This window comes from Pararobbsia silviterrae (genome assembly GCF_003628125.1).
GTDB lineage: Bacteria > Pseudomonadota > Gammaproteobacteria > Burkholderiales > Burkholderiaceae > Pararobbsia > Pararobbsia silviterrae.
The window spans coordinates 68,928-90,166 of sequence record NZ_RBZU01000005.1; the positions used below are offsets into that span (position 1 = coordinate 68,928).

Below are 21,239 nucleotides of genomic sequence, written 5' to 3' on the forward strand. Positions count from 1 at the left end.
TCGACTCGAGCAGGTTGCGGGGATACGCAATTTTTTCCTACGGGACACTAGCACAGCTTCAAGACGCGATAAATGCGGAACGTTGTCGATGCGACGGACGCCGCGCGCGTGCCAAACAAGATCAAGGCGATGCGGCAGGGGAACGGGCCTCGCGTTCGCGTCGCCGGATCGGCACGAAGCCGACTTGCAGACCGAACAGCTTGGCGATGCTGTTGAGCGATTCGACGGTGGGATTGCCGGTACCGCGTTCGATGTCCTGGATGACGCGGCGGCTCACGCCGCGATGCGCGGCGAATTCCGCCTGGGTCAGGCCGGTCATCTTGCGCATGGCTTTCAAGGCTTGCGGAATCGTCATGTCGCCGCGTTCGAGGTCTTCATAGAAGGCGCGGCGCAGGGCGTTCTGCTCTTCACGGGTGGGGGCGTTCCGACGCGGCATGTTGGGGCTCCGGCTAGTGCAGGGCGCTGAGTTGCCGGACCTGCGTGTCGATCGGCTGTGTCAGAAATTCGATGATGTCGCGATCGACGCCGTGTTCGTTCATGACATCGGGCAGGCGTTCGATCCGTCGGGCGAACCGGTTCAATTCGAGGGCGAGCGTCCGGCGCTCGTCGGCGCGCACGGGCAGCGTCGCGAGCACGTCGGCCCAGTCCGTGAGTTCGACCTGCGTATCGGGCCGGTACCACCGGAGCGCGCGCGGAATCAGGTCGGGGTCGAGGTACATCGGCGCGAAGTCGAACAGCGGCGTGAGCCGCACCGTGCCGCCGATGGACTGAACCGCCGTGTTGCGCGCGTGATTGTCCGTGTTGCGCATGGCCAGATTGAGCACGTCGCGTTTGAGGAACTCGAGTGTTTCGGCTGTCGGGTCGCTCGCGATCGCGCGAATGCCGCTCACGACCTCGAACAGGCTCGGGCGTTGGTCGAAGCCGGACAAGCGCAGGATCGATGCGATGCTTTCCTGGTGAAGACGTTCGACCCGGCCGTCGTGCGCGATTCGGTCGAAGCGCGGTACGAGCAGCACATCGCCATGCAGGGTCGGCAGGTCGGCATGCGTGCGTATGCCGAGCGCGGCGGCGACGTGCATATAGGGCGCCTCATTGCGCAGGACTTTCGCGTCGGCCGCGCCGCTGCCGCGCGGCAGTTTCGCGATGAAGTGCGCCGTGGCGTCGGCATCGGACACGACGGCATCGCCGTGCAGCAGGCCTTTGCGATCGCGGCTCAACAGGTATTTCGGCGCGGCGCCCTGAACGCCCGTCGTCCCGGTGCCGAGCATCCCGTGCAGGAACATGCGCTCCTTGAAGGCTTCGCTGCGCATGACGATGTCGTCGATCGTCAGTCCCGGCAGGCCGCGTGCATCGGGATGACGCGTGACGTGAGCGTCGAAGTAACGCACGGCTTCGGCGACGCGCAGCCGTCCGACCGGATTGAACGCGCCCGCGCGGATCAGCGCGAAGTCCGCATCGGGGCCGTCCGCGAGCTTGAGTTCGCCGAGCAGGAAGCGGCGGCCCGCGCCCTGAGGGACGAGATCGTAGAGAAAGGCCGGCAGCGTTCGCGCGCTGCGGATATCGATATCGACCGGCTCGACGAGCGACACCGGGGCATGCGTATGCTCGATCGCATAGTGCACCGGGTAGTTCCAATGAAAGAGGGCGCCATCCTGCTCGATCTCGGCGCAATCGATCCAGCGGTCGTCGAGGAATATCTGCAGCGTGCAGTCCATGATGTGCTCCATTTGCCGCATAAATGTAGCACATCAAGCCCAAACACACCGATCCTGCCTCGTATACGAAGCACCAACGCCGATATTTCTGATTCATTGCGGCGCCGATTTTTGACGCGCTACGCTCGATTCCGGCGCGAGGCTGGCACGGTTATGGCTGCCGTGACGGGTGTCGTCATCGCGGCATGACGGACGGATCGTCCGATGTAACGGCCGGCAACACGCGCGCGCTCGCGGGCCGGGAATTTTTGGGGGCGTTGCGCCGTCATTCGTAGATCCTCTAGCACAGTGAGTCATCGTGATGAACTCAGTGGCAGGTCGTTCGCTCGACGTGGATTTTTTTCGAGGACTGGTGCTGATCGTGATCGCGCTCGATCACGTGACCGGCAGTGTCCTGTCCCGCTTCATGCTCCATACGTACGCGTTCTGCGATTCCGCGGAGGTGTTCGTCTTCCTTGGCGGCTATGCCTCGGCCGCCGCGTATTGCGCCGTTGCTTCGCATCGCGGCGAGCAGGCGGCGGTGTGGCGCTTCGCGCGCCGCTCGGCCGAGATCTATCGAGCCTATCTGTTCACGGCGCTGCTGATGCTGCTCTGCGGCGGCATGCTCGCGCTGTTCGATCCGAACCCCGCGATGCTCGATATGACCGAGTGGCGGCACTTCGTGACCCAGCCGTTCGATGTGCTCGGCGACATCGTGTTGTTCAAGCGTCAGCCCTACCTCGCGAGCGTCTTGCCGATGTACGTCGCGTTCGCCTTGTGCGTGCCGCTCGTCGTTCCGCTCGCGCAGCGTTCGTTTTCGACCGCGCTCGCGACGAGCGTGCTCGTCTGGGTGCTCGCGCCGTGGCTCGCGTTTCTCGTGCCCGTCGTGCATACGCAGGACTGGGGCTTCAATCCGTTCGCCTGGCAGGCGATGTTCGTCGGCGGCGTGCTCGCGCGGCTTTATCCGGTGCGCGCCGAATTCGCGCGGTCGCGTTCGGCGCGATGGCTCACGGCCGTGGCGCTCGTCGCCTTCGTCGCGTTCGCCGTCGCGCGGCTCGTCGTCTTCAAGGACCCGCTGCCGGGCGTCATGAAGCAGCAGTTGTCGCTCGTGCGGATCGTCGATTTCGCCGCGATGGCCTGGCTCGTCTCGGTCGCGGTCCGCGCGGGCTGGATTCGCGCGATCGCCGCGCGGTGCACGAGCGTCGTGACCGTCGGGCGCACGGGACTCGTCTGTTTCGTCGCCGGCACGGTGATCTCGGTCACGGTCGATGCGGTGTCGCGGCACGGCACGCTTCACGGTGCGCGCGGTCTCGTCGTCGCGTGCGCCGGCGATGCCGCGACGATCGCGGCCGTGATCGGCGTTGCGCTGCTCTGGCAGCGCATGGCCGTGCGCGAGCGCGGCCAGCGCCTCGGCTCGCATGCGCGGCAGGCCGTGCGCCGGATGCTGCGCGCATAGGATCGTTTGCGCGCGATGGCGCGATCGCGTATAGATGTCGCGCATGACGCATGCCTTTCCCGCCTGGTCTTCCATCGTCCGATGTCTTCGCGCGCGCTTCGCAGAGGGTGTCGCCGGCGTCGCCTATGACGTCGCCCATCGTGTCGCCTGTCGTGTCGCCCATCGTGTCGCACAAGGCGGCGCGTGCGTTGCGGTGGCTGCCGCCGCATGCGCGGCGGGATGCCGCGCGCCCGCGCCGGTGCCGCCGTCCTCGTCTGCCGCGCCGTCCGCGCAGCCGGCCGGCGCGCCCGCATCGATCGCACGCTGCACGGCGCTGCGCACGCATATCGTGCCGCCCGGCGCGATCGGCTTGCCGACGCAGGGTGCGGTCGTCGAATCGGCATCGATCGTCGAGGCGTCCGAGCCCGGCAATACGAACGGCACGTATTGCCGGATCACCGGTGCGATCAAGGCGCTCGCGACCGATACGCCCGATATCCGTTTCGAAGTGAACCTGCCCGCGCAATGGAACGGGCGCGCGTTGCAGATGGGCGGGGGCGGTTACAGCGGCGAAGTCCAGCGCGCGACGGGGACCGTCAGCTATGCGAGCGGCCGTGCGCCGCTGAGTCTCGGCTATGTGACGCTCGGCTCGGACACGGGTCATGTCGGCAACGCCGCGCGCGCCGATTTCGCGCTCAACGACGAAGCCGTCGAAAACTTCGGCTATGGCCACATCAAGAAGACGCACGATGTCGCGATCGCGCTGATCCGCTTCGTCTACGGGCGCGATCCGCAAAAGATGTACTACGCGGGCGGCTCGACGGGCGGACGCGAGGGCTACACGGCGATCGAGCGCTACCCGATCGACTACGACGGCGTGATCGCGAATGCGCCCGCCTTGAATTTCTCGGGCGTGCGGCTGTTCGGACTCATGGTCGGGCGTTCGATCTACCTCGGCACCGACGGCTTCCTGCCGCCCGACAAGCAGAAGCTCGTGCATGCGCGCGTGCTCGCCGAGTGCGACGCGCTCGACGGCGCGACCGACGGCATCATCAGCAATGTCGAGGCCTGCCGCGCGCGCGAGGCGCAGACGATCGCGTCGCTGCGCTGCGAGGGTGGGGGCGGGAGCGCGGCCGGGCGCGCGGGCAGCGTGCCGCGTCCCGCGCCCGCGATCGTGCCCGCGCCGCCGCCCGCGCCCGCGTCGGCCTCCGGAGCGCCGGCCGATGTCGCTTCCGCGGCCGTGCCCGATCTGAGCCTGAACGATTCGACGCCGGCCGCGCAGGCCGTCGCGGCGGCCGCCGCGTCGCAGGCCGGCCCCGCGCATCGCCCGTCCACGGGGCTGCCGTGCCTGACCGACAGCCAGATCGAAACGCTGACGACGCTGCGCGACGGCATGACGCTGCCCTATGCGCTGGCCCACGGCGTGCAGACCTATCCCGGCTACAACGTCCTCGAGGGCACCGACATGTCGGGCATGCTGGGGCTCGGCGGCTCGCCGGTGCTCAGCGATCCGCCGACGTTCGCGGCCAACGGGTACCTGTTTTCGCAAGGCGATGCCTATTTCAAGTACTTCGTCACGCGTGACGCGCACGCGGCCGGCATTCATTTCAATCCGCTTACGCCGGGACGCTATGCGCAGCGTCTCGTCGATCTGTCGGCGACGGTCGGCGCGATGGACCCCGACATCTCCGAGTACATCGTGCGCGGCGGCAAGCTGATCACGATGCAGGGCCTTGCCGACGAGGTCATCAGTCCGAACCAGACCATCGCGTTCTACAAGACGCTTGCGCAGCGATACGGGCAGTCGCGCGTCGACAGCTTCATGCGGCTCTATATGGTGCCCGGCTACCAGCACGGCAACGGCGTGTTCATTCCGATCTGGGACGGCTTGCGCGCGCTCGACGAGTGGTCGACCCACGGCGTGGCGCCCGAGGGACTCGTCGCGGTCGATACGGCGGCGGCCACGCACGGCCGCTCGCGTCCGCTGTGCCGATACCCGAGCTATCCGCGGTATACCGGGCGTGGCGACATCGACAGCGCGGCGAGTTTTGTGTGTACGCCGCCGTAACAAATCGGCCGCACGCAGATTCGCGCGCGATCGGCACCTAGGCGCGGCCCTGATTGCGATTTTCTTTTCGATCGGTCAGGATCCGCGTCGCGTGCGCGGCGATTGTGGGGCATCGCGCAAACGTTCCACCATCATTTCAACAAGAACTCGGGTGCCGTCGAATGATTATCGTGCGTAGCCTTCTAGGCATGGTGTTGCTGCTGTTCATCGCGTTTCTCGTCTCGACGGACCGGCGCAATATCCGTCCGCGTGTGGTGATCTCGGCGCTGCTGTGCCAGATCGCGATCGGGGCGTTCGTGCTGTTCGTGCCGATCGGCAAGCTGATCCTCGCCGCCGCGGCCAACGGCATCAATCACGTGCTGAGCTACGGCAACGAAGGGGTCTCGTTCCTGTTCGGCGGCCTCAACGGCAACAAGATGTTCGAGCTGTTCGGCGGCGGCGGCTTCATCTTCGCCGTGCGCGTGCTGCCGATCATCATCTTCGTGACGTCGCTGATCTCGGTGCTCTATTACCTCGGGATCATGCGCTGGATCGTCTCGATCCTCGGCACGATCTTTCAGCGGATCATCGGCGTCGGCAAGCTCGAATCGTTCTCGGCGGTCACGACGATCTTCCTCGGTCAGAACGAGCTGCCCGCGCTGATCAAGCCCTTCGTCTACCAGATGAGCGGCCCCGAGCTGTTCGCGGTCATGACGAGCGGCATGGCCGCGATCGCGGGCTCGGTGCTCGCGGGCTATGCGGGTCTGGGCGTCAAGATGGAATACCTGCTCGCGGCCTCGTTCATGGCCGTGCCCGGCGGTCTGCTGTTCGCGAAGATCGTCTGCCCGACGGGCGAGGTGAAGCCGGTCGAGGTCGAGGGTTCGCTCGAGTTCGACGAGAAGCGTCCCGCGAACGTCATCGAAGCCGCCGGTTCGGGCGCGACGATCGGGCTCAAGATCGCCGTCATGGTCGGCGCGATGCTGATCGCGTTCATCGGGCTCATCGCACTCGTCAACGGCATCGTCGGCGGCGTCGGCGGCTGGTTCGGCCATCCCGACATCACGCTGCAGTCGATTCTCGGCGTGATCTTCTCGCCGCTCGCGTACATGATGGGCGTGCCCTGGCAGGACGCGGCCGTCGCGGGCAATTTCATCGGGCAGAAGATGATCCTCAACGAGTTCGTCGCGTACGTCGGACTCTCGCCCTACCTCAAGGATGCCGCGTCGGTCGCGGCGGCGGGGCTGACCGCCCTCGATCCGCGGACGATCGCGATCGTGTCGTTCGCGCTCTGCGGCTTCGCGAACTTCGCGTCGATCGCGGTGCTCACGGGCGCGTTCAGCGCCGTCGCGCCCGAGCGCCGCTCGGAAGTCGCGCGCTACGGCGTGCGCGTCGTGATCGCCGCGACGCTGTCGAATCTCATGAGCGCGACGATCGCGGGTCTGTTTCTGTCGTTCTGATCTTTTCGAATGCGCCGCCGCGCGGCGGCGCGTGGGCCATGAGCAAACACAAAGTCATTTACGACACCGATCCCGGTGTCGACGACGCGATGGCGCTGTTGTTCCAGGTGCGTCATCCCGACATCGAGCTGCTCGGCGTCACGAGCGTGTTCGGCAACGGCACGATCGAGACGACGACGCGCAACGCGCTCTATCTGACGGGCAAGTTCGCGCCGCACGTGCCGGTCGCGCGCGGCGCGGGCGCGCCGCTCGTGCGCGAGGCGCCGGGGCCTTTGCCGTTCATCCACGGCCATAACGGCGTCGGCGACATCGCCTTGCCCGCCGACGATCAGCTCGGCGGCACGCTCGATCCGCGTCCCGCGCATCGCTTCATCATCGATACCGTGCGCGCGCATCCGGGCGAGGTCACGCTGCTCGCCGTCGGTCCGATGACGAATCTCGCGCTCGCGCTTGCCGAGGCGCCCGATATCGCGGGCCTCGTCAAGCAGGTCGTCATCATGGGCGGCGCGTTCGGTTTTCACGGGATACTCGGCAACGTGTCGCCCGCGGCCGAGGCGAACATCTTCAACGACCCGCATGCGGCCGACCAGATCTTCAACGCCGCGTGGCCGCTCGCGATCGTCGGGCTCGACGTGACCGAGCGCACGATCATGAACGCGGCCTATCTGGCCGATCTGCGCGATGCCGGCGCGGCCGACGGACAGTTTCTCTGGGATGTCTCGCGCGTCTATCACGCGTTCCATCTGTCGAGCGAAGGGCTCGACGGCATCTTCACGCATGATGCGTCGGCCGTCGCGTATCTCGTCCGGCCCGATCTCTATACGACGCGCAGCGGCCCGGTCCGCGTGCTGACCGACGGGCTCGCGATCGGCCAGACGATCCAGAAGCCGTCGACGATGCCGGTGCCGAATCCCGCCTGGGACGGCCGGCCCGCGATCTCGGTCTGCATCGACGTCAATGCGCCGGGCGTGCTCGATCTCTATCGCGCGACGATCGTGCGCGGCTAGGCCGGAACGCGGCATCGAAACGGGCCGTCGTCGCGCAACGCGACCGACGCGCCCGGATTCGGCGATACTTCGGGCTGTCCATGTTGATTGCGGAGCGGGTTCGCGTGCGGGCGTCCGGTCGGGCGTCTGATGCCGGTCGTTCATACGCGTGTCGTCGCCGCGCGCGAAGTGCGCGAACCGGCGGACCGCCGGGCCGCCGGAACGCCGGATCGCCGGATCGCTCCGTTTCCGTCCAGACCGAACTTATGCAGACACAACGAGAACCGGATTCTTCCGCGCTGTTCGACAATCTCCACAGCGTCGTCGCGCGCCTGCGCGAATCCCGCGAGGTCACCCACAAGGTCCGCCACCGCGGACATATTCGCGAGCTGCCGTCGCGCCAGGGCATGCGGCATATCGTCGAGATGCTCTCGGCCGTCTTGTTTCCGACGCACTACGGCCGGCCCGATCTGCAGGACGCGAACATCGACTTCTATGTCGGCGACACGCTGTCGGCCGCCTTGAGCGCATTGGCCGACCAGATCCGGCGCGCGCTGCTGTTTGCGGCCGACGAACGCGATGCGGCCGATCCGACGCTCGCCGACAACGCGCATGCCTTGACCGCGCGCTTCGCCGACGCGCTGCCCGAGATCCGCGCGGTCCTCGTGAGCGATCTCTATGCCGCGTATCAGGGCGATCCGGCTGCGACGAGCATCTCCGAAGTGCTGCTCTGCTATCCGGGCTGCGTCGCCGTCATCCATCACCGGCTCGCGCATGCGCTTTACCAGCTCGGCGTGCCGCTGCTGCCGCGCCTGATCGCGGACATCGCGCATTCGTTGACGGGCATCGACATCCACCCGGCCGCGACGATCGGCAACCGCTTCTTCATCGATCACGGCACGGGCGTCGTGATCGGCGAGACCGCGATCATCGGACGCGGCGTGCGTCTCTATCAGGCCGTGACGCTCGGCGCGAAACGCTTCCCGGTCGAACCCGACGGCGCGCTGACCAAGGGCGTGCCGCGGCATCCGATCGTCGAGGACGACGTCGTGATCTACGCGGGCGCGACCGTGCTCGGCCGCATCACGATCGGCAAGGGCTCGACGATCGGCGGCAACGTCTGGCTCACGCACGACGTGCCGCCGGGCAGCAACGTGTCGCAGGCGCAGATGACGTCGAACTGACGTCGAACCGATCGCGCGCGGCCGACGGGCGTCGCGCGCGAGCCGGGTCCGTCGAACCGCGAATTTCTGGATTGCGCGGGTGACGGTTAGAATCGCCGGACCTCATCCATGCGGACCGTCGACCTCGGGGATCCATGAACGCACGCCTGCGTTGTTTCACATCGCTGCTGGCCGTCGCATGCGCGCTTGGCGCGGCGCTCGGATCGCCCGCGGCCCGCGCCGTGAGCGGCATCGCGCAATACGGCGCGCCGAAGTACGCGGCCGGGTTCACGCATTTCGACTACGTGAACCCTGATGCGCCGAAGGGCGGCACGCTGACGCTCGCGAATTTCGGTTCGAGCTTCGACAAATTCAATCCGATGACGCTGCGCGGGATCGCCGCGCCGCACGTCGGCGATCTGATGTTCGAGACGCTGATCACGAACAGCAATGACGAGCCGAACAGCGCCTATGGCTTGCTCGCCGACGATATCCGCCTCGCGCCCGACGGCCTGTCGGTCGACTTTCATCTGAACCCCGTCGCGCGCTTTTCGAACGGCGATCGCGTGACGCCCGCCGATGTCCGGTATTCGTTCGAGATGCTCCTCAGCAAGCAGGCGAATCCCGCGTTTCGCGTCGCGCTCGCCGAGGTCAAGGGGGCCGAGGTCGTCGATGCGTCGACCGTGCGCTTCACGTTCTCGAAGCCGCGCGCGGACCTTCCGTATGTCGTCGGCGAGTTGCCCGTGTTCTCGCCGAAGTGGGGCCAGCGGCCCGACGGATCGCATATCGCGTTCGACAAGCTCGCCTTCGAGCCGCCGATCGCCTCGGGTCCGTACCTGATCGATCGCTTCGAACCCGGCCGCGATATCAGCTATAAGCGCGATCCGAACTACTGGGGCGCGCATCTGCCGACGCGGCGCGGCATGTACAACTTCGACCGCATCGTGTTCAAGCTCTATGGCGACGACGTCGCGCGGCTCGAAGCGTTCAAGGCCGGCGAATTCGATGCGATCGCCGAAAATCGCGCGCGCTCGTGGGTCCGGTCGTATACGGGCGAGCGCTTCGAGCGCGGCGACATCATCAAGCAGGCGTTCCCGAATCACAACGGCGCGAATATCCAGGGGTTCTACATGAATCTGCGGCGGCCGTTGTTCCAGGATCGCCGCGTGCGCGAGGCGCTCAATCTCGCGTTCGATTTCGAATGGGCCGACCGCATGATGTTCTATCGGCTCTACGATCGGACCGAGAGCTTTTTCATGAACACGGACTTTCAGGCGAAGGGCATGCCGAGCGCGGCCGAGCTCAAGCTGCTCGAACCGTGGCGCGGCGAACTCGACGCGTCGGCGTTCGGCCCGATGATCGTGCAGCCCAAGACGACGCCGCCTGATTCGCTGCGCGAGAATCTGCGCAAGGCGCGCGCGCTGCTCGCGCAGGCCGGATGGACGTACCGCGACGGCGCGTTGCGCAATGCGGCGGGGCAGCCGTTTCGCTTCGAGATGCTCGACTCGGGCGCGGCGCTGCTCGAACAGGTGTCGTCGGTTTACGCGCGCAATCTCCAGAAGCTTGGCATCACGCTGGTGTTTCGCAAGACCGATGCGGCGCTCTATCAGCAGCGGCTCGACAGCTTCGACTTCGATATGACGACGCTCGTGATGCCGGCCGTCCAGGTGCCGGGTTCCGAGCAGATCGAACGGTGGGGCAGCAAGGCGGCCGATACGCCGGGCTCGGACAATATGATCGGCATCAAGTCGCCCGCGATCGACGCGCTCGCCGACGCGGTCGCGTCGGCGCATACGCAGGGCGATCTGCTTGCGGCGACGCATGCGCTCGACCGCGCGTTGACGAGCGGGTGGTACATCGTGCCGCACTGGTACTCGCCGAATTATCTTGTCGCCTATCGCCGCGAACTCGCGCGGCCCGCGACATTGCCGCTGTACTACGCGCCCGACGGCTGGATCATTTCGACCTGGTGGCGCGGGACACCCGACGCGGGCGCACGCGCCGCGTCGCACTGAGCCGACTCTGGAGCCCTCATGTTCAGCTATATCCTCAAGCGGCTACTGTTGATGATCCCGACGCTGATCGGCGTGCTGACCGTCACGTTCGTCGTGATCCAGTTCGTGCCCGGCGGTCCCGTCGAGCAGGCGGTCCACGATCTGCGCAAGGCGAGCGAGCAGGGCGCCGTCGCCGGCATGACCTATCGCGGCAGCTCGGGCATCGATCCCCAGCAGATCGCGCAGCTGCGCGCGCAATACGGCTTCGACAAACCGCCGCTCACGCGATACGTGTCGATGCTCGGCCAGTTCGCACGGTTCGATCTCGGCGAAAGCTACTTCTGGCATCAGAGCGTCTGGTCGCTCGTCGTATCGCGGCTGCCGGTGTCGATCAGCATCGGCGTCTGGACCTTCTTGATCACGTATCTGATCTCGGTGCCGCTCGGCGTCGCGAAGGCGCTCTGGGAGGGATCGACGTTCGATCTCGTGACGAGCATCGTCGTGCTCGTCGGGTACGCGATTCCCGGTTTCGTGCTCGGCGTCGCGCTGCTCGTGCTGTTCGGCGGCGGTTCGTTCTGGCATCTGTTCCCGCTGCGCCACCTCGTTTCGGACAACTTCGACCAGTTGAGCCTCGGCGCGAAGATCGCGGATTATCTCTGGCATATCACCTTGCCTGTACTCGCGTCGGTGGTCGGCAGCTTCGCGGTCGTCACGATGCTGACCAAGCACGCGTTTCTCGACCAGATCCGGCGCCAGTACGTGCTGACCGCGCGCGCGAAGGGGCTCACCGAGCGTCGCGTGCTGTTCCGCCATGTGTTTCGCAACGCGATGCTGCCGCTCGTCGTCGGCTTTCCGTCCGCGTTTATCGGCGCGTTCTTCGCGGGGAGCCTGCTCATCGAGACGCTGTTCTCGCTCGAAGGGCTCGGCCAGCTGTCGTACGAGTCCGTGATCCGGCGCGACTATCCGGTCGTGCTCGGCACGCTCTATCTGTTCACGTTGATCGGTCTGGCGACGCGGCTGCTCTCGGATCTCTGCTACGTGTGGGTCGATCCGCGGATTCGCTTCGAAAGCATGGAGTCATGACATGAGCCTCGCGTACGACGTCGGGGCCGAGGCCCCGCTCGCATCGTCCACGCCGCGTCAGCGCGCGTGGCGCCGCTTCAAGCAGCGCAAGCTCGGTTACTGGAGCCTGATCGTCTTTGTCGTCTGGTTCGGCATCAGCCTGCTTGCCGTGGTCTGGTGCAACGACAAGCCGCTGGCCGTCCGCTATCAGGGTACGTGGTACTTCCCGATGTTTCATACGTATGCGGAGACGACGTTCGGCGGCGACTTTCCGACACCCGCCGACTATTCGGATCCGTTTATCAAGGACCGGATCACGACGAACGGCAATCTCGCGGTGTATGCGCTGAATCCGCATTCGTACGACACGATCAGCTATTTCGCGCAAGCGCCGAATCCGGCCGCGCCGTCGCGCGAGAACTGGCTCGGCACCGACGACCGCGGGCGCGACGTGTTCGCGCGGCTCGTCTACGGCTTTCAGATCTCGGTGCTGTTCGCGCTCGTGCTGACCGTCATCGGTACGGCGGTGGGCATTCTCGCCGGTGCGATCCAGGGGTATTTCGGCGGTCGTCTCGACATCACGGCCCAGCGCCTGATCGAGATCTGGGGTGCGTTGCCCGAGCTCTATTTGCTGATCATCTTCGCGTCGGTCTTCGAGCCGAGCCTGCTGTTGCTCGTCGTGTTGCTGTCGCTGTTCGGCTGGATGGGGCTCGCCGACTATGTGCGCGCCGAGTTCTATCGAAACCGCGCGCAGGACTATGTGAAGGCCGCGCGCGCGATCGGGCTCTCGAACGCGCAGATCATGTGGCGTCATATCCTGCCCAATAGCCTGACGCCGGTGATCACGTTCCTGCCGTTCCGCATGAGCGGCGCGATTCTCGCGCTGACGAGCCTCGATTTTCTCGGGCTCGGCGTGCCGACCTCGACCGCGTCGCTCGGCGAGCTGCTCGCGCAGGGCAAGGCCAATCTCGACGCGTGGTGGATTTCGCTGTCGACGTTTCTTGTGCTCGTCGTCACGTTGATGCTGCTGACGTTTATCGGCGACGCGCTGCGCGCCGCGCTCGATACGCGCGTGTCCGAGTCCGCGCGCGCGGGAGGCGGGCAATGAGCGACGATACCTTGCTGTCGATCGAGCAGCTCACCGTCGCATTCGACGGCGTGCCCGCGGTCAGTGCGCTCGATCTCGCGATTCGCAACGGCGAGCGCGTCGCGCTCGTCGGCGAGTCGGGGTCGGGCAAGAGCGTGACGGCGCTCGCGGTGCTGCGCTTGCTCGCCGATGCGCAGATTTCGGGTGCGATCCGCTTCGCGGGTGAGGATCTGCTCGCCAAGTCCGAGCGTGCGATGCGCGGGGTGCGCGGCGCCGATATCGCGATGGTGTTTCAGGAGCCGATGACGGCCCTCAATCCGCTGCTCACGATCGGCGAACAGATTGCCGAGGCCGTGATCCAGCATGAGGACGTGTCGCGTGCCGAGGCGCGCTTGCGCGCGATCAAGCTGCTCGATCGCACGGGCATCGAGGCGGCCGAGCGGCGTGTCGATCACTATGCGCACCAGCTTTCGGGCGGGCAGCGCCAGCGCGCGACGATCGCGATGGCGCTGGCATGCCGGCCGCGCTTGCTGATCGCCGACGAACCGACGACGGCGCTCGATGTCACGGTGCGCGCGCAGATCCTCGATCTGTTGCTCGATTTGCAGCGTGAAGCCGCGCGGCAGCGCGGCATGGCCGTGCTCATGATCACGCACGATCTGAATCTCGTGCGGCGATTCGCGGATCGCGTCGCGGTCATGGAGCGCGGCCGGCTCGTCGAGGTCGGCGAGGTCGAGCGGGTTTTCGCGCAGCCCGAGCATCCGTACACGAAACGGTTGATCGAGAGCCGGCCGCGCCGTGCGGTCGTGCCGGTGCTGCCGCTCGCACCGGTCGTGCTGGCCGCGTCGGACGTGACGGTCACGTATACGTCGCCGCGGCCCGGTTTCGCGGGCTGGTTCGGACGCGAGCGCTTCGATGCGGTCAAGCGCGTGAGCCTCGCGTTGCGCGAAGGCGAGACGGTCGGCATCGTCGGTGAATCGGGCAGCGGCAAATCGACGCTCGCGATGGCGATGCTGGGGCTTCAGTCGGCGACGCAGGGCCAGGTCGTCTTCGAGGACGCGCCGCTCGACGCATGGCGTGGCGCGCGTCGCAAGGCCTTGCGTGCGCGGATGCAGGTCGTGTTCCAGGATCCGTATAGTTCGCTGTCGCCGCGGCAGACGGTCGAGTCGATCGTCGGCGAGGGGCTGGCGCTGCATCGGCCGGACTTGAGCCAGACGGAACGACGCGACCGCGTGATGGCGACCTTGCGCGAGGTCGGACTCGACCGAACCGTGCTTCAACGCTATCCGCACGAATTCTCGGGCGGGCAGCGGCAGCGGATTGCGATTGCGCGCGCGCTTATTGTCGAGCCGCGCGTGCTGGTGCTCGACGAGCCGACGAGCGCGCTCGACGTGTCGATCCAGCAGCAGGTGCTCGGGCTGCTGACCGAGCTGCAAGCGAAGCACAACCTCGCGTATGTGTTCATCACGCACGATCTCGAGGTGATTCGCGCGATGGCGCACCGGATTGCGGTCATGCGTGCCGGGGAGATCGTCGAGCAGGGCGACGCCGAACGGGTGATCGATGCGCCCGAGCATCCGTATACGCGCCGGCTGCTCGAAGCGGCGTTCGGACGCGCTGCGTAGAGGCGACCGAAGGCGGGCGGCTGGTAGGCGTGGCCGCCGTTCGCCACGCCTGCGCCGGCTTCAGCCTCGGCCCAGCCCGACCCAGCCCGACCCAGCCCGACCCAGCCCGACCCAGCCCGACCCAGCCCGACCCAGCCTGACCCAGCCTGACCCAGCCCGACGCAGTCCGACGCAGTCCGACTCAGCCCGACTCAGCCCGACTCAGCCCAAGCCCAAGCCCAAGCCCAGACCACTAACGGCGCAGTTGAGCACCGTCGGATAAGGCGTCGGTATACGTAAAAAATACCGCTTTGATTTTTTTATGGTGCAAATGACTCAAGTCCCGCATCCGGAGGCCGTTATGACAGGAGTACCCGCTCACGCGCATGGGGTTGGAAGTGCGATCGACCCAGCGGTTGTGCGCCAAGACGGTGCCGGGCACGCGATGATTGTTGCGTAGCGTGCTTGCAATCGGGGTTTGGGATCTGCGATTCGTTGTGCGGTCAATTTTTCTGGGCGTATACCCAGGGAGGACCCAAAAGCGTTGTCGCACAAGGGGTTAGCGAAAATGAAGCACCAAATCGGTGATCGTTTCCGGTTAATTGCTTTGACAGGCAAATACTATCTGTTTAGTATCCCCCAAACTTTACGCAAACGTGGGGCGAGGCCCCACAAGCCGAGCGACTTTTACCGACCGATGTCCAACCGAACAACGAGAAAGATTTGTGAGCGCGCGCTGGCAATCGCATTCACAGGTGCGATGATCGCCGGTTCGAGTTCGGCGTTCGCGGACGATGCGAACACAGTCCCCGCCGTTGGCAGCACGATCAGTGCAAATGCCTTCGGCAATCCGGCCGCAGCCGCCGTGTCGCAAGACGATACGACCGGCGCGCCGGGATCCAAGAACACGCAGTCCTTCCTGTCCGGCGTTGCGTCGAAGGCCGGTTCGGTCGTCGTGGGCGCGCTGAACATGATCGGCGTCCGCTATCAGTGGGGCGGCAATTCGCCGGACTCGGGCCTCGATTGCTCGGGTTTCGTGCGATATGTGTTTCGCGATACGCTCGGCATGACCTTGCCGCGCCGTGCCGAAGAAATGAGCCAAATGGGTGAGAAGGTCAAGATGACCGATCTCAAGCCGGGCGATCTCGTGTTCTTCAATACGATGCGCCGGACGTTCTCTCACGTCGGCATCTATATCGGCGACAACAAATTCGTGCATTCGCCGTCGACGGGCAGCAAGATCCGTGTCGACGAGCTCGATGACAGCTACTGGGAAAAGCGCTTTACGGGCGCACGCCGTGTCGAGACAACGTTCTCGGGCGACGATCTGAAGGCGAGCGTGAGCCGCCTGACCGCGACACCCGACGCGGAATAAGCGAAACGATCCAGCGGATCTCGGTTCCGACCGGGTTCCGTACGTGCAAAAAGCCCCTTGACGGCCGCCGTGCCGCAAGGGGCTTTTTGCATGGACGTCGAGCTGCTGCATGGTACGGCGCCGCACGGCACGATACCTCACGACATGCCACGCCTTGGCATTGCGTCGCCGAGGTCCACTGGCTGCCGCCCGCCGCCCGCCCCGCAGACTCGGGCTCGGACCCCAGACCCCGGACCCCGGACCCCGGACCCCGGACCCCGGACCCCGGACCCCAGACCCCGGACCCCGGACCCCGGACCCAGACCCCAGACCCCAGACCCCAGACTCCAGACTCCAGACTCCAGACTCCAGACTCCAGACTCCAGACTCCAGACTCCAGACCCCAGACCCCAGACTCCAGACTCCAGACTCCAGACCCCTGGGCTCGTTCGCGCGGGCCACGAAGCGCTCGCTTTGCGGGTTGCGAGGCCCACGCGCGCGGTTGAATTCATCGATAGACCGAAACCTACACTCCGTGACTCGTCGTTCGCGCGCATGGGCGCCGAATGCGCGCACGAACCGGAGTCGTGACGTCGATGAAAGCAAAGCACTGGGTGACGAGCCTGATGAGCCTGATGAGCCTGACGAGCCTGATGGCGTGCGCGCTGCTGCAAGGGTGCGACACGAGGTCATCCATACAAGCGGACGCGCCTGCGCCGAATGGGCCTTCGGCCCTGCTGACGATTCCGATCGAGCGCGGCAAGCACTGGATTGCCGAGGCCACGACCGACGATGGCCATTCGTATTCGATGCTGCTCGACACGGGCGCGGCGTTCGCCATCTTGGGTCATGAGGGGGGCTTGACGCCGCGGCCGCTGACGCCCGAGGTCGAAGCGGGTTGGCTCAAGCGCGGCGTGATTCGCGCGCCGACCGCGGATGGCGCGATGTCCGTCTCGATGCCGAGTCAGGATCGCGTGCTCAAGGTCGGCGTGTTCCCCGGCGTGCAGATCCAGAAATGGCGGATCGCGGCCGGCCAACCCGCATTGCAGGCCGATATCGGACAGTTCGCCTCGGCGACCGATGTCCGGTTCGACGGTGTTGTCGGTATCGAGAGCATGCGTGCGTTGACCTGGCGAGCCGATTACGTGAGCGGGACGCTCAGTGCGTATGGCGACGAAGCGCCCGCGCATGACTGGCAGCAGTGCGTTTTCATGACATTCGGGTCGGACGCAGGTCTGCCCATGATCGATGCGGGGCTCGACGGCGGAGAAGCCGGGCAGCTCGGTATCGACACGGGCGATTCGGCCGACCTCCAGCTTGGCCGCGAAGCGTTCGAATGGCTTCGGGCGGGCAGGCGCTTCAGTGCCATGGGCCTGGCTTCGAGTTCGGACGCGTCGAGTCAAATTCGTCACGAACCGAGTGGTTTGCTGTCCGGTGTTTCGATCGGCCAACGCATGATGCCGAAGCTCGAGGTGACGCCGGTCGATCCGTTCCCTCAGCATGTCGGCCTCGGGTTGCTATCCAAGATGGATCGCGTCGAGCTCGATTTCCGTCATTTCCGTTTCTGTTTCGACATGCCCGCCAAGCCGGTCGATAGCAAGGTGTCATGGGTCGGCGCGGCGCTTGTACGGGCGCAAGACGGCTATCCTATCGTGTGCTCGCGGTCGCGCCGGACGGGCGGCTCGCGCGTAGCGGCGTCCAAGCAGAAGACGTGCTGACGCACATCGATCGAGGTGCGGTCGCCAAGCTCGAAAGCCGGGTGCTCTACGATCGGCTTGACGACCCCGCGACGGCCGATGTGACCGTGCGCCGCGGGACGCAGACGATGGCGATCAAACTGAAGCCCGTCTCCCCGGCTTAGCGCGCGCTCGTCAGATCCACGGGCGCGACGCGCGCGGCCGCGAGCTTGCGCTGGATCTCGGGCCACGCGGCTTGCACGGCTTCCTCGCCGGCGAGAATCGCGGCGTTGCGATCCGCGAAATCCGCGCCGCCCATCTTCGCGAGATTCGGCCGGATGACGACGTCTGCGTATTTGTCGAGCTCGTAGGCCTTGATCGTCTGGCCCATGATCGTGAACGTCTGCATGAGCATGTCGAACGAGCTCGACGTGACGCCGCTCTCGGGACGCGACGAGATATCGACCGCGATCACGAAGTCGGCGCCCATTTTGTGCGCGAACGCCGCGGGCACCGGGCTCACGAGGCCGCCGTCGACGTACTCGTGCCCGCCGATTTTGACGGGCTCGAAGATCGACGGCACGCTGCACGACGCGCGCACGGCCTGGCCCGTATTGCCGCGCTGGAACAGGATCGGTTCGCCCGTTTGAAGATCGGTCGCGACGATGCCCAGCGGCATGCGCATTTGCTCGATCTTGCGGCTGCCGAGCGTGGTGTTCAGATAGTTTTCCAGCGCGGCGCCCTTGAGCAGGCCGCGCGAACGGAACGGCATCGCCCAGTCGCTGATCGACGCCTCGTCGAGCTTGAGGGCCGCCTTGTTCATTTGCAGCCCGTTCATGCCCGACGCATAGAGCGCCGCGACCACGGACCCGGCGCTCGTGCCCGCGACGAGATCGGCATGGATCCCGTGTGCTTCGAGTGCCTTGATCACGCCAATGTGCGCGAAGCCGCGCGCCGCGCCGCCGCCGAGCGCGAGTCCGATCCGGACCGGATGCGGCGCGACCTGCGCGGCAGGCGGCGAGAGCGGCGGCGCCGACTGCGACGCCGTGCCGGGCGGCAGGCCGGCGCGGCCCGCATCGCCCTCGGTGCCCGTACCGGGTGCGCCCGAGCCCGGCATGCCGATGATCGGCGCGGACCCCGTGCTCGTCTTGATCGGCGGCGTACTCGCGCAGGCGGCGAGGATCAGGCTCAGCGCAAAGGTCCCTGCGCGTAACCACGTGAACGGACGTGCGCGGCGCGCGGGGGAGGTCGCGTCGCGATGAACAGTGAAACAGGGGATGGGCATGCCACTTCTCCAACTGCAAGGCGGGCCAATTATACGGGTCGGGAATCCGGGGCAGGACACAGGGCGGGCGATCGGTGTTCGATATCGCATGCGATGACATGGCGCGGCCGATCGACGGTATGGAGCCGGTCGCACCGCCCATCGGGCGCACGCGTCGAATCGCGCGCCGATCGGGGCGAACCGTACGGCGGGTTCGTCGAATGCGCAGTGCGAGAGGCGATGAGAGGCGAGGCGTGCGCGTGGTTCACGGGGGGGCGGGCTATAATTCCGCGTTTTCCGTTCACGCATTCTTTCCGCCATGCGTCCGTCGCGAGTCCGCGCCGACTCCCGCGGCCGATTTGCCCGCCGAAGCTCATGACCACACCCGTTCGCACCCGTTTCGCCCCCAGTCCGACTGGCTTCATCCATCTCGGCAATATTCGCTCCGCCTTGTATCCGTGGGCGTTCGCGCGTCACAACCAGGGCACGTTCGTGCTGCGTATCGAGGACACCGACGTCGAGCGTTCGAGCCAGGAAGCGGTCGATGTGATTCTCGAGGGCATGGCGTGGCTCGGCCTCGATATCGACGAGGGCCCGTTCTACCAGATGCAGCGTATGGACCGGTATCGCGCCGCGCTCAAGGACATGCTCGACAAGGGGCTCGCCTATCCGTGCTACATGTCGACCGAGGAACTCGATGCGCTGCGCGAGGCGCAGCGCCTGCGCGGCGAGAAGCCGCGCTATGACGGCACGTGGCGTCCCGAACCCGGCAAGGTCTTGCCGACGCCGCCCGAGGGCGTGCAGCCCGTGATCCGTTTCCGCAATCCGCTGACGGGCGTCGTCGCGTGGGACGACGCAGTCAAGGGCCGCATCGAGATCTCGAACGACGAGCTCGACGATCTCGTGATCGCGCGTCCCGACGGCACGCCGACGTACAACTTCTGCGTCGTCATCGACGATCTCGACATGCGGATCACGCATGTGATCCGCGGCGACGATCATGTGAACAACACGCCGCGCCAGATCAACATTCTGCGCGCGCTCGGCCAGGAACCGCCGGTCTATGCGCACTTGCCGACGGTGCTCAACGAGGCGGGCGAGAAGATGTCGAAGCGCAATGGCGCGATGAGCGTCATGCAGTATCGCGACGAGGGTTTCTTGCCCGAGGCGGTCGTCAACTACCTCGCGCGTCTGGGTTGGGCGCACGGCGACGCCGAGATCTTCTCGCGCGATCAGTTCGTCGCGTGGTTCGATCTCGAGCACCTGGGCACGTCGCCGGCCGCCTACGATTCCGACAAGCTCAAGTGGCTCAATGCGCACTACCTGAAGGAAGCCGACAACGCGCGGCTGGCGGCGCTGGCGGAACCGTTCCTCGCGCAGCACGGCGCGGATCTCGCGAAGGGGCCCGCGCTCGAACAGGTCGTCGCGCTCTTCAAGGACCGTGCGCATACGGTCAAGGAACTCGCCGAGAACGCCTTGATGTTCTACGCGACACCGGCGCCCGATGCCGCGTCGCGCGAGCAGCATCTGAGCGATGCGATCAAGCCCGTCATCGCGGAACTCGCGCAGGCCTTGCGCGATGTCGAATGGACCAAGGAAGCGATCAACGCCGCGTTCAAGGCGACGCTCGGCGCGCACAAGCTCAAGATGCCGCAGCTCGCGATGCCCGTGCGTTTGCTCGTCGCGGGCACGACGCATACGCCGTCGATCGACGCGGTGCTGCAGTTGTTCGGCCGCGAGACGGTGCTCGCGCGCCTCGCGCAGGCCTGATCGCGGACGCCGAAACGGCGCGCGCGACGGACACGGTCGCGTGCGCCGGAAGATATTTACCTATTTTGTGTGCAAAGGGTATTTACAAGGTTCGAAGCGTTCTTTAATATCTCTCTTCTCTGCACGGGGGGTATAGCTCAGCTGGGAGAGCGCTTGCATGGCATGCAAGAGGTCAGCGGTTCGATCCCGCTTACCTCCACCAAGATTCAGAGGGAAGCTTGAGTCGGTTTTCAGGGTTGCGCGAAAGATTCGATATCGGTCGCTAAGCCGCATGAAATAAGGCTCTGACGAAAAAAAAGCTTCCCAGGTAGTACCGAGGCAGATATACTTCTTGCTTCTGTCGGCGCAGCGAAAAACGCTGCAGCGAGTGGCAAAAAGCGCAGTTCAGACGGATCCAAAAGATCATGTCCCCTTCGTCTAGAGGCCTAGGACATCACCCTTTCACGGTGAGTACAGGGGTTCGAATCCCCTAGGGGACGCCAAGATACCGGCGTCATCGAATTACAGCGATGTGTGCCAATTCTGATTGCGCTATGCGCGAATCAGAAAGCGGTCAGCAGTATGGAGTGGTAGTTCAGTTGGTTAGAATACCGGCCTGTCACGCCGGGGGTCGCGGGTTCGAGTCCCGTCCACTCCGCCAAACACG

The 21,239-nt window shown here is 65.7% G+C and carries 16 protein-coding genes and 3 tRNA genes; 16 read left to right on the forward strand and 3 right to left on the reverse strand.

Annotated elements, in window-relative coordinates; translation table 11 throughout:
• Nucleotides 1–121: 121 nt before the first annotated feature.
• Together D7S86_RS12855 and D7S86_RS12860 are read right to left on the reverse strand one after the other, a co-directional pair.
• Nucleotides 122–436 carry a helix-turn-helix domain-containing protein gene (locus D7S86_RS12855; protein WP_121087059.1) on the reverse strand — a complete coding sequence of 105 codons (315 nt, stop codon included), beginning with the start codon at nucleotides 434–436 and terminating at the stop codon, nucleotides 122–124.
• Nucleotides 437–449: 13 nt separating this feature from the next.
• Nucleotides 450–1,715, reverse strand: a complete 1,266-nt coding sequence (locus D7S86_RS12860) for a type II toxin-antitoxin system HipA family toxin (RefSeq protein WP_240648121.1) — start codon at nucleotides 1,713–1,715, stop codon at nucleotides 450–452.
• A 301-nt stretch (nucleotides 1,716–2,016) separates the two neighbouring features.
• Between D7S86_RS12860 and D7S86_RS12865 the strand changes: the two genes are divergently transcribed.
• The 12 genes from D7S86_RS12865 to D7S86_RS29520 all read left to right on the forward strand — a co-directional run bounded on the left by D7S86_RS12865 (nucleotide 2,017) and on the right by D7S86_RS29520 (nucleotide 17,744).
• A complete protein-coding gene (locus D7S86_RS12865; protein ID WP_121087063.1) occupies nucleotides 2,017–3,150 on the forward strand; it encodes an OpgC domain-containing protein in 1,134 nt (377 codons plus the stop codon).
• Nucleotides 3,151–3,343: 193 nt separating this feature from the next.
• The gene (locus tag D7S86_RS12870) at nucleotides 3,344–5,197 is read left to right on the forward strand and encodes a tannase/feruloyl esterase family alpha/beta hydrolase (RefSeq protein WP_158601940.1); all 1,854 of its coding nucleotides are present in this window, start codon (nucleotides 3,344–3,346) and stop codon (nucleotides 5,195–5,197) included.
• A 161-nt stretch (nucleotides 5,198–5,358) separates the two neighbouring features.
• A complete protein-coding gene (locus tag D7S86_RS12875; RefSeq protein WP_121087067.1) occupies nucleotides 5,359–6,633 on the forward strand; it encodes a NupC/NupG family nucleoside CNT transporter in 1,275 nt (424 codons plus the stop codon).
• 38 nt (nucleotides 6,634–6,671) lie between these two features.
• On the forward strand, nucleotides 6,672–7,640 hold the full coding sequence (locus tag D7S86_RS12880; protein ID WP_121087069.1) for a nucleoside hydrolase: 969 nt from the start codon (nucleotides 6,672–6,674) through the stop codon (nucleotides 7,638–7,640).
• A 245-nt stretch (nucleotides 7,641–7,885) separates the two neighbouring features.
• Nucleotides 7,886–8,803: a serine O-acetyltransferase EpsC gene (epsC, locus tag D7S86_RS12885; protein ID WP_121087071.1), complete on the forward strand. Its 918-nt coding sequence runs from the start codon at nucleotides 7,886–7,888 to the stop codon at nucleotides 8,801–8,803.
• Between the two features lie 134 nt (nucleotides 8,804–8,937).
• The gene (locus D7S86_RS12890; protein WP_121087072.1) at nucleotides 8,938–10,797 is read left to right on the forward strand and encodes an extracellular solute-binding protein; all 1,860 of its coding nucleotides are present in this window, start codon (nucleotides 8,938–8,940) and stop codon (nucleotides 10,795–10,797) included.
• An 18-nt stretch (nucleotides 10,798–10,815) separates the two neighbouring features.
• Entirely contained in the window at nucleotides 10,816–11,859 is a 1,044-nt protein-coding gene (locus D7S86_RS12895) for a microcin C ABC transporter permease YejB (RefSeq protein WP_121087074.1), read from the forward strand.
• Between the two features lies 1 nt (nucleotide 11,860).
• Nucleotides 11,861–12,946, forward strand: coding sequence for an ABC transporter permease (locus D7S86_RS12900; protein ID WP_121087076.1), 1,086 nt, complete (start codon nucleotides 11,861–11,863; stop codon nucleotides 12,944–12,946).
• Nucleotides 12,943–14,550 (forward strand): ABC transporter ATP-binding protein, encoded by a 1,608-nt coding sequence (locus D7S86_RS12905; RefSeq protein WP_121087078.1) that lies wholly within the window; start codon nucleotides 12,943–12,945, stop codon nucleotides 14,548–14,550. The genes D7S86_RS12900 and D7S86_RS12905 overlap by 4 nt, the downstream gene beginning before the upstream one ends.
• Before the next feature lie 676 nt (nucleotides 14,551–15,226).
• Nucleotides 15,227–15,904 (forward strand): C40 family peptidase, encoded by a 678-nt coding sequence (locus D7S86_RS12915; RefSeq protein ID WP_121087080.1) that lies wholly within the window; start codon nucleotides 15,227–15,229, stop codon nucleotides 15,902–15,904.
• Nucleotides 15,905–16,479: 575 nt separating this feature from the next.
• Nucleotides 16,480–17,601 (forward strand): hypothetical protein, encoded by a 1,122-nt coding sequence (locus D7S86_RS12925; RefSeq protein WP_158601941.1) that lies wholly within the window; start codon nucleotides 16,480–16,482, stop codon nucleotides 17,599–17,601.
• Entirely contained in the window at nucleotides 17,595–17,744 is a 150-nt protein-coding gene (locus tag D7S86_RS29520; protein WP_158601942.1) for a hypothetical protein, read from the forward strand. The genes D7S86_RS12925 and D7S86_RS29520 overlap by 7 nt, the downstream gene beginning before the upstream one ends.
• Here the strand turns inward: D7S86_RS29520 and D7S86_RS12930 are convergent.
• Complete coding sequence (locus tag D7S86_RS12930) at nucleotides 17,741–18,676, reverse strand: patatin-like phospholipase family protein (RefSeq protein ID WP_121087086.1); 936 nt, start codon at nucleotides 18,674–18,676, stop codon at nucleotides 17,741–17,743. The two genes, D7S86_RS29520 and D7S86_RS12930, sit on opposite strands and share 4 nt — an antisense overlap.
• A gap of 522 nt (nucleotides 18,677–19,198) precedes the next feature.
• Between D7S86_RS12930 and gltX the strand changes: the two genes are divergently transcribed.
• The 4 genes from gltX to D7S86_RS12950 all read left to right on the forward strand — a co-directional run bounded on the left by gltX (nucleotide 19,199) and on the right by D7S86_RS12950 (nucleotide 21,233).
• The gene (gene gltX, locus D7S86_RS12935) at nucleotides 19,199–20,593 is read left to right on the forward strand and encodes a glutamate--tRNA ligase (protein WP_121087555.1); all 1,395 of its coding nucleotides are present in this window, start codon (nucleotides 19,199–19,201) and stop codon (nucleotides 20,591–20,593) included.
• Nucleotides 20,594–20,719: 126 nt separating this feature from the next.
• A tRNA-Ala gene (locus D7S86_RS12940) sits at nucleotides 20,720–20,795 on the forward strand.
• Nucleotides 20,796–20,999: 204 nt separating this feature from the next.
• Nucleotides 21,000–21,075 (forward strand) — tRNA-Glu (locus tag D7S86_RS12945).
• Nucleotides 21,076–21,156: 81 nt separating this feature from the next.
• A tRNA-Asp gene (locus D7S86_RS12950) sits at nucleotides 21,157–21,233 on the forward strand.
• The last annotated feature ends 6 nt before the right edge of the window (nucleotides 21,234–21,239 follow it).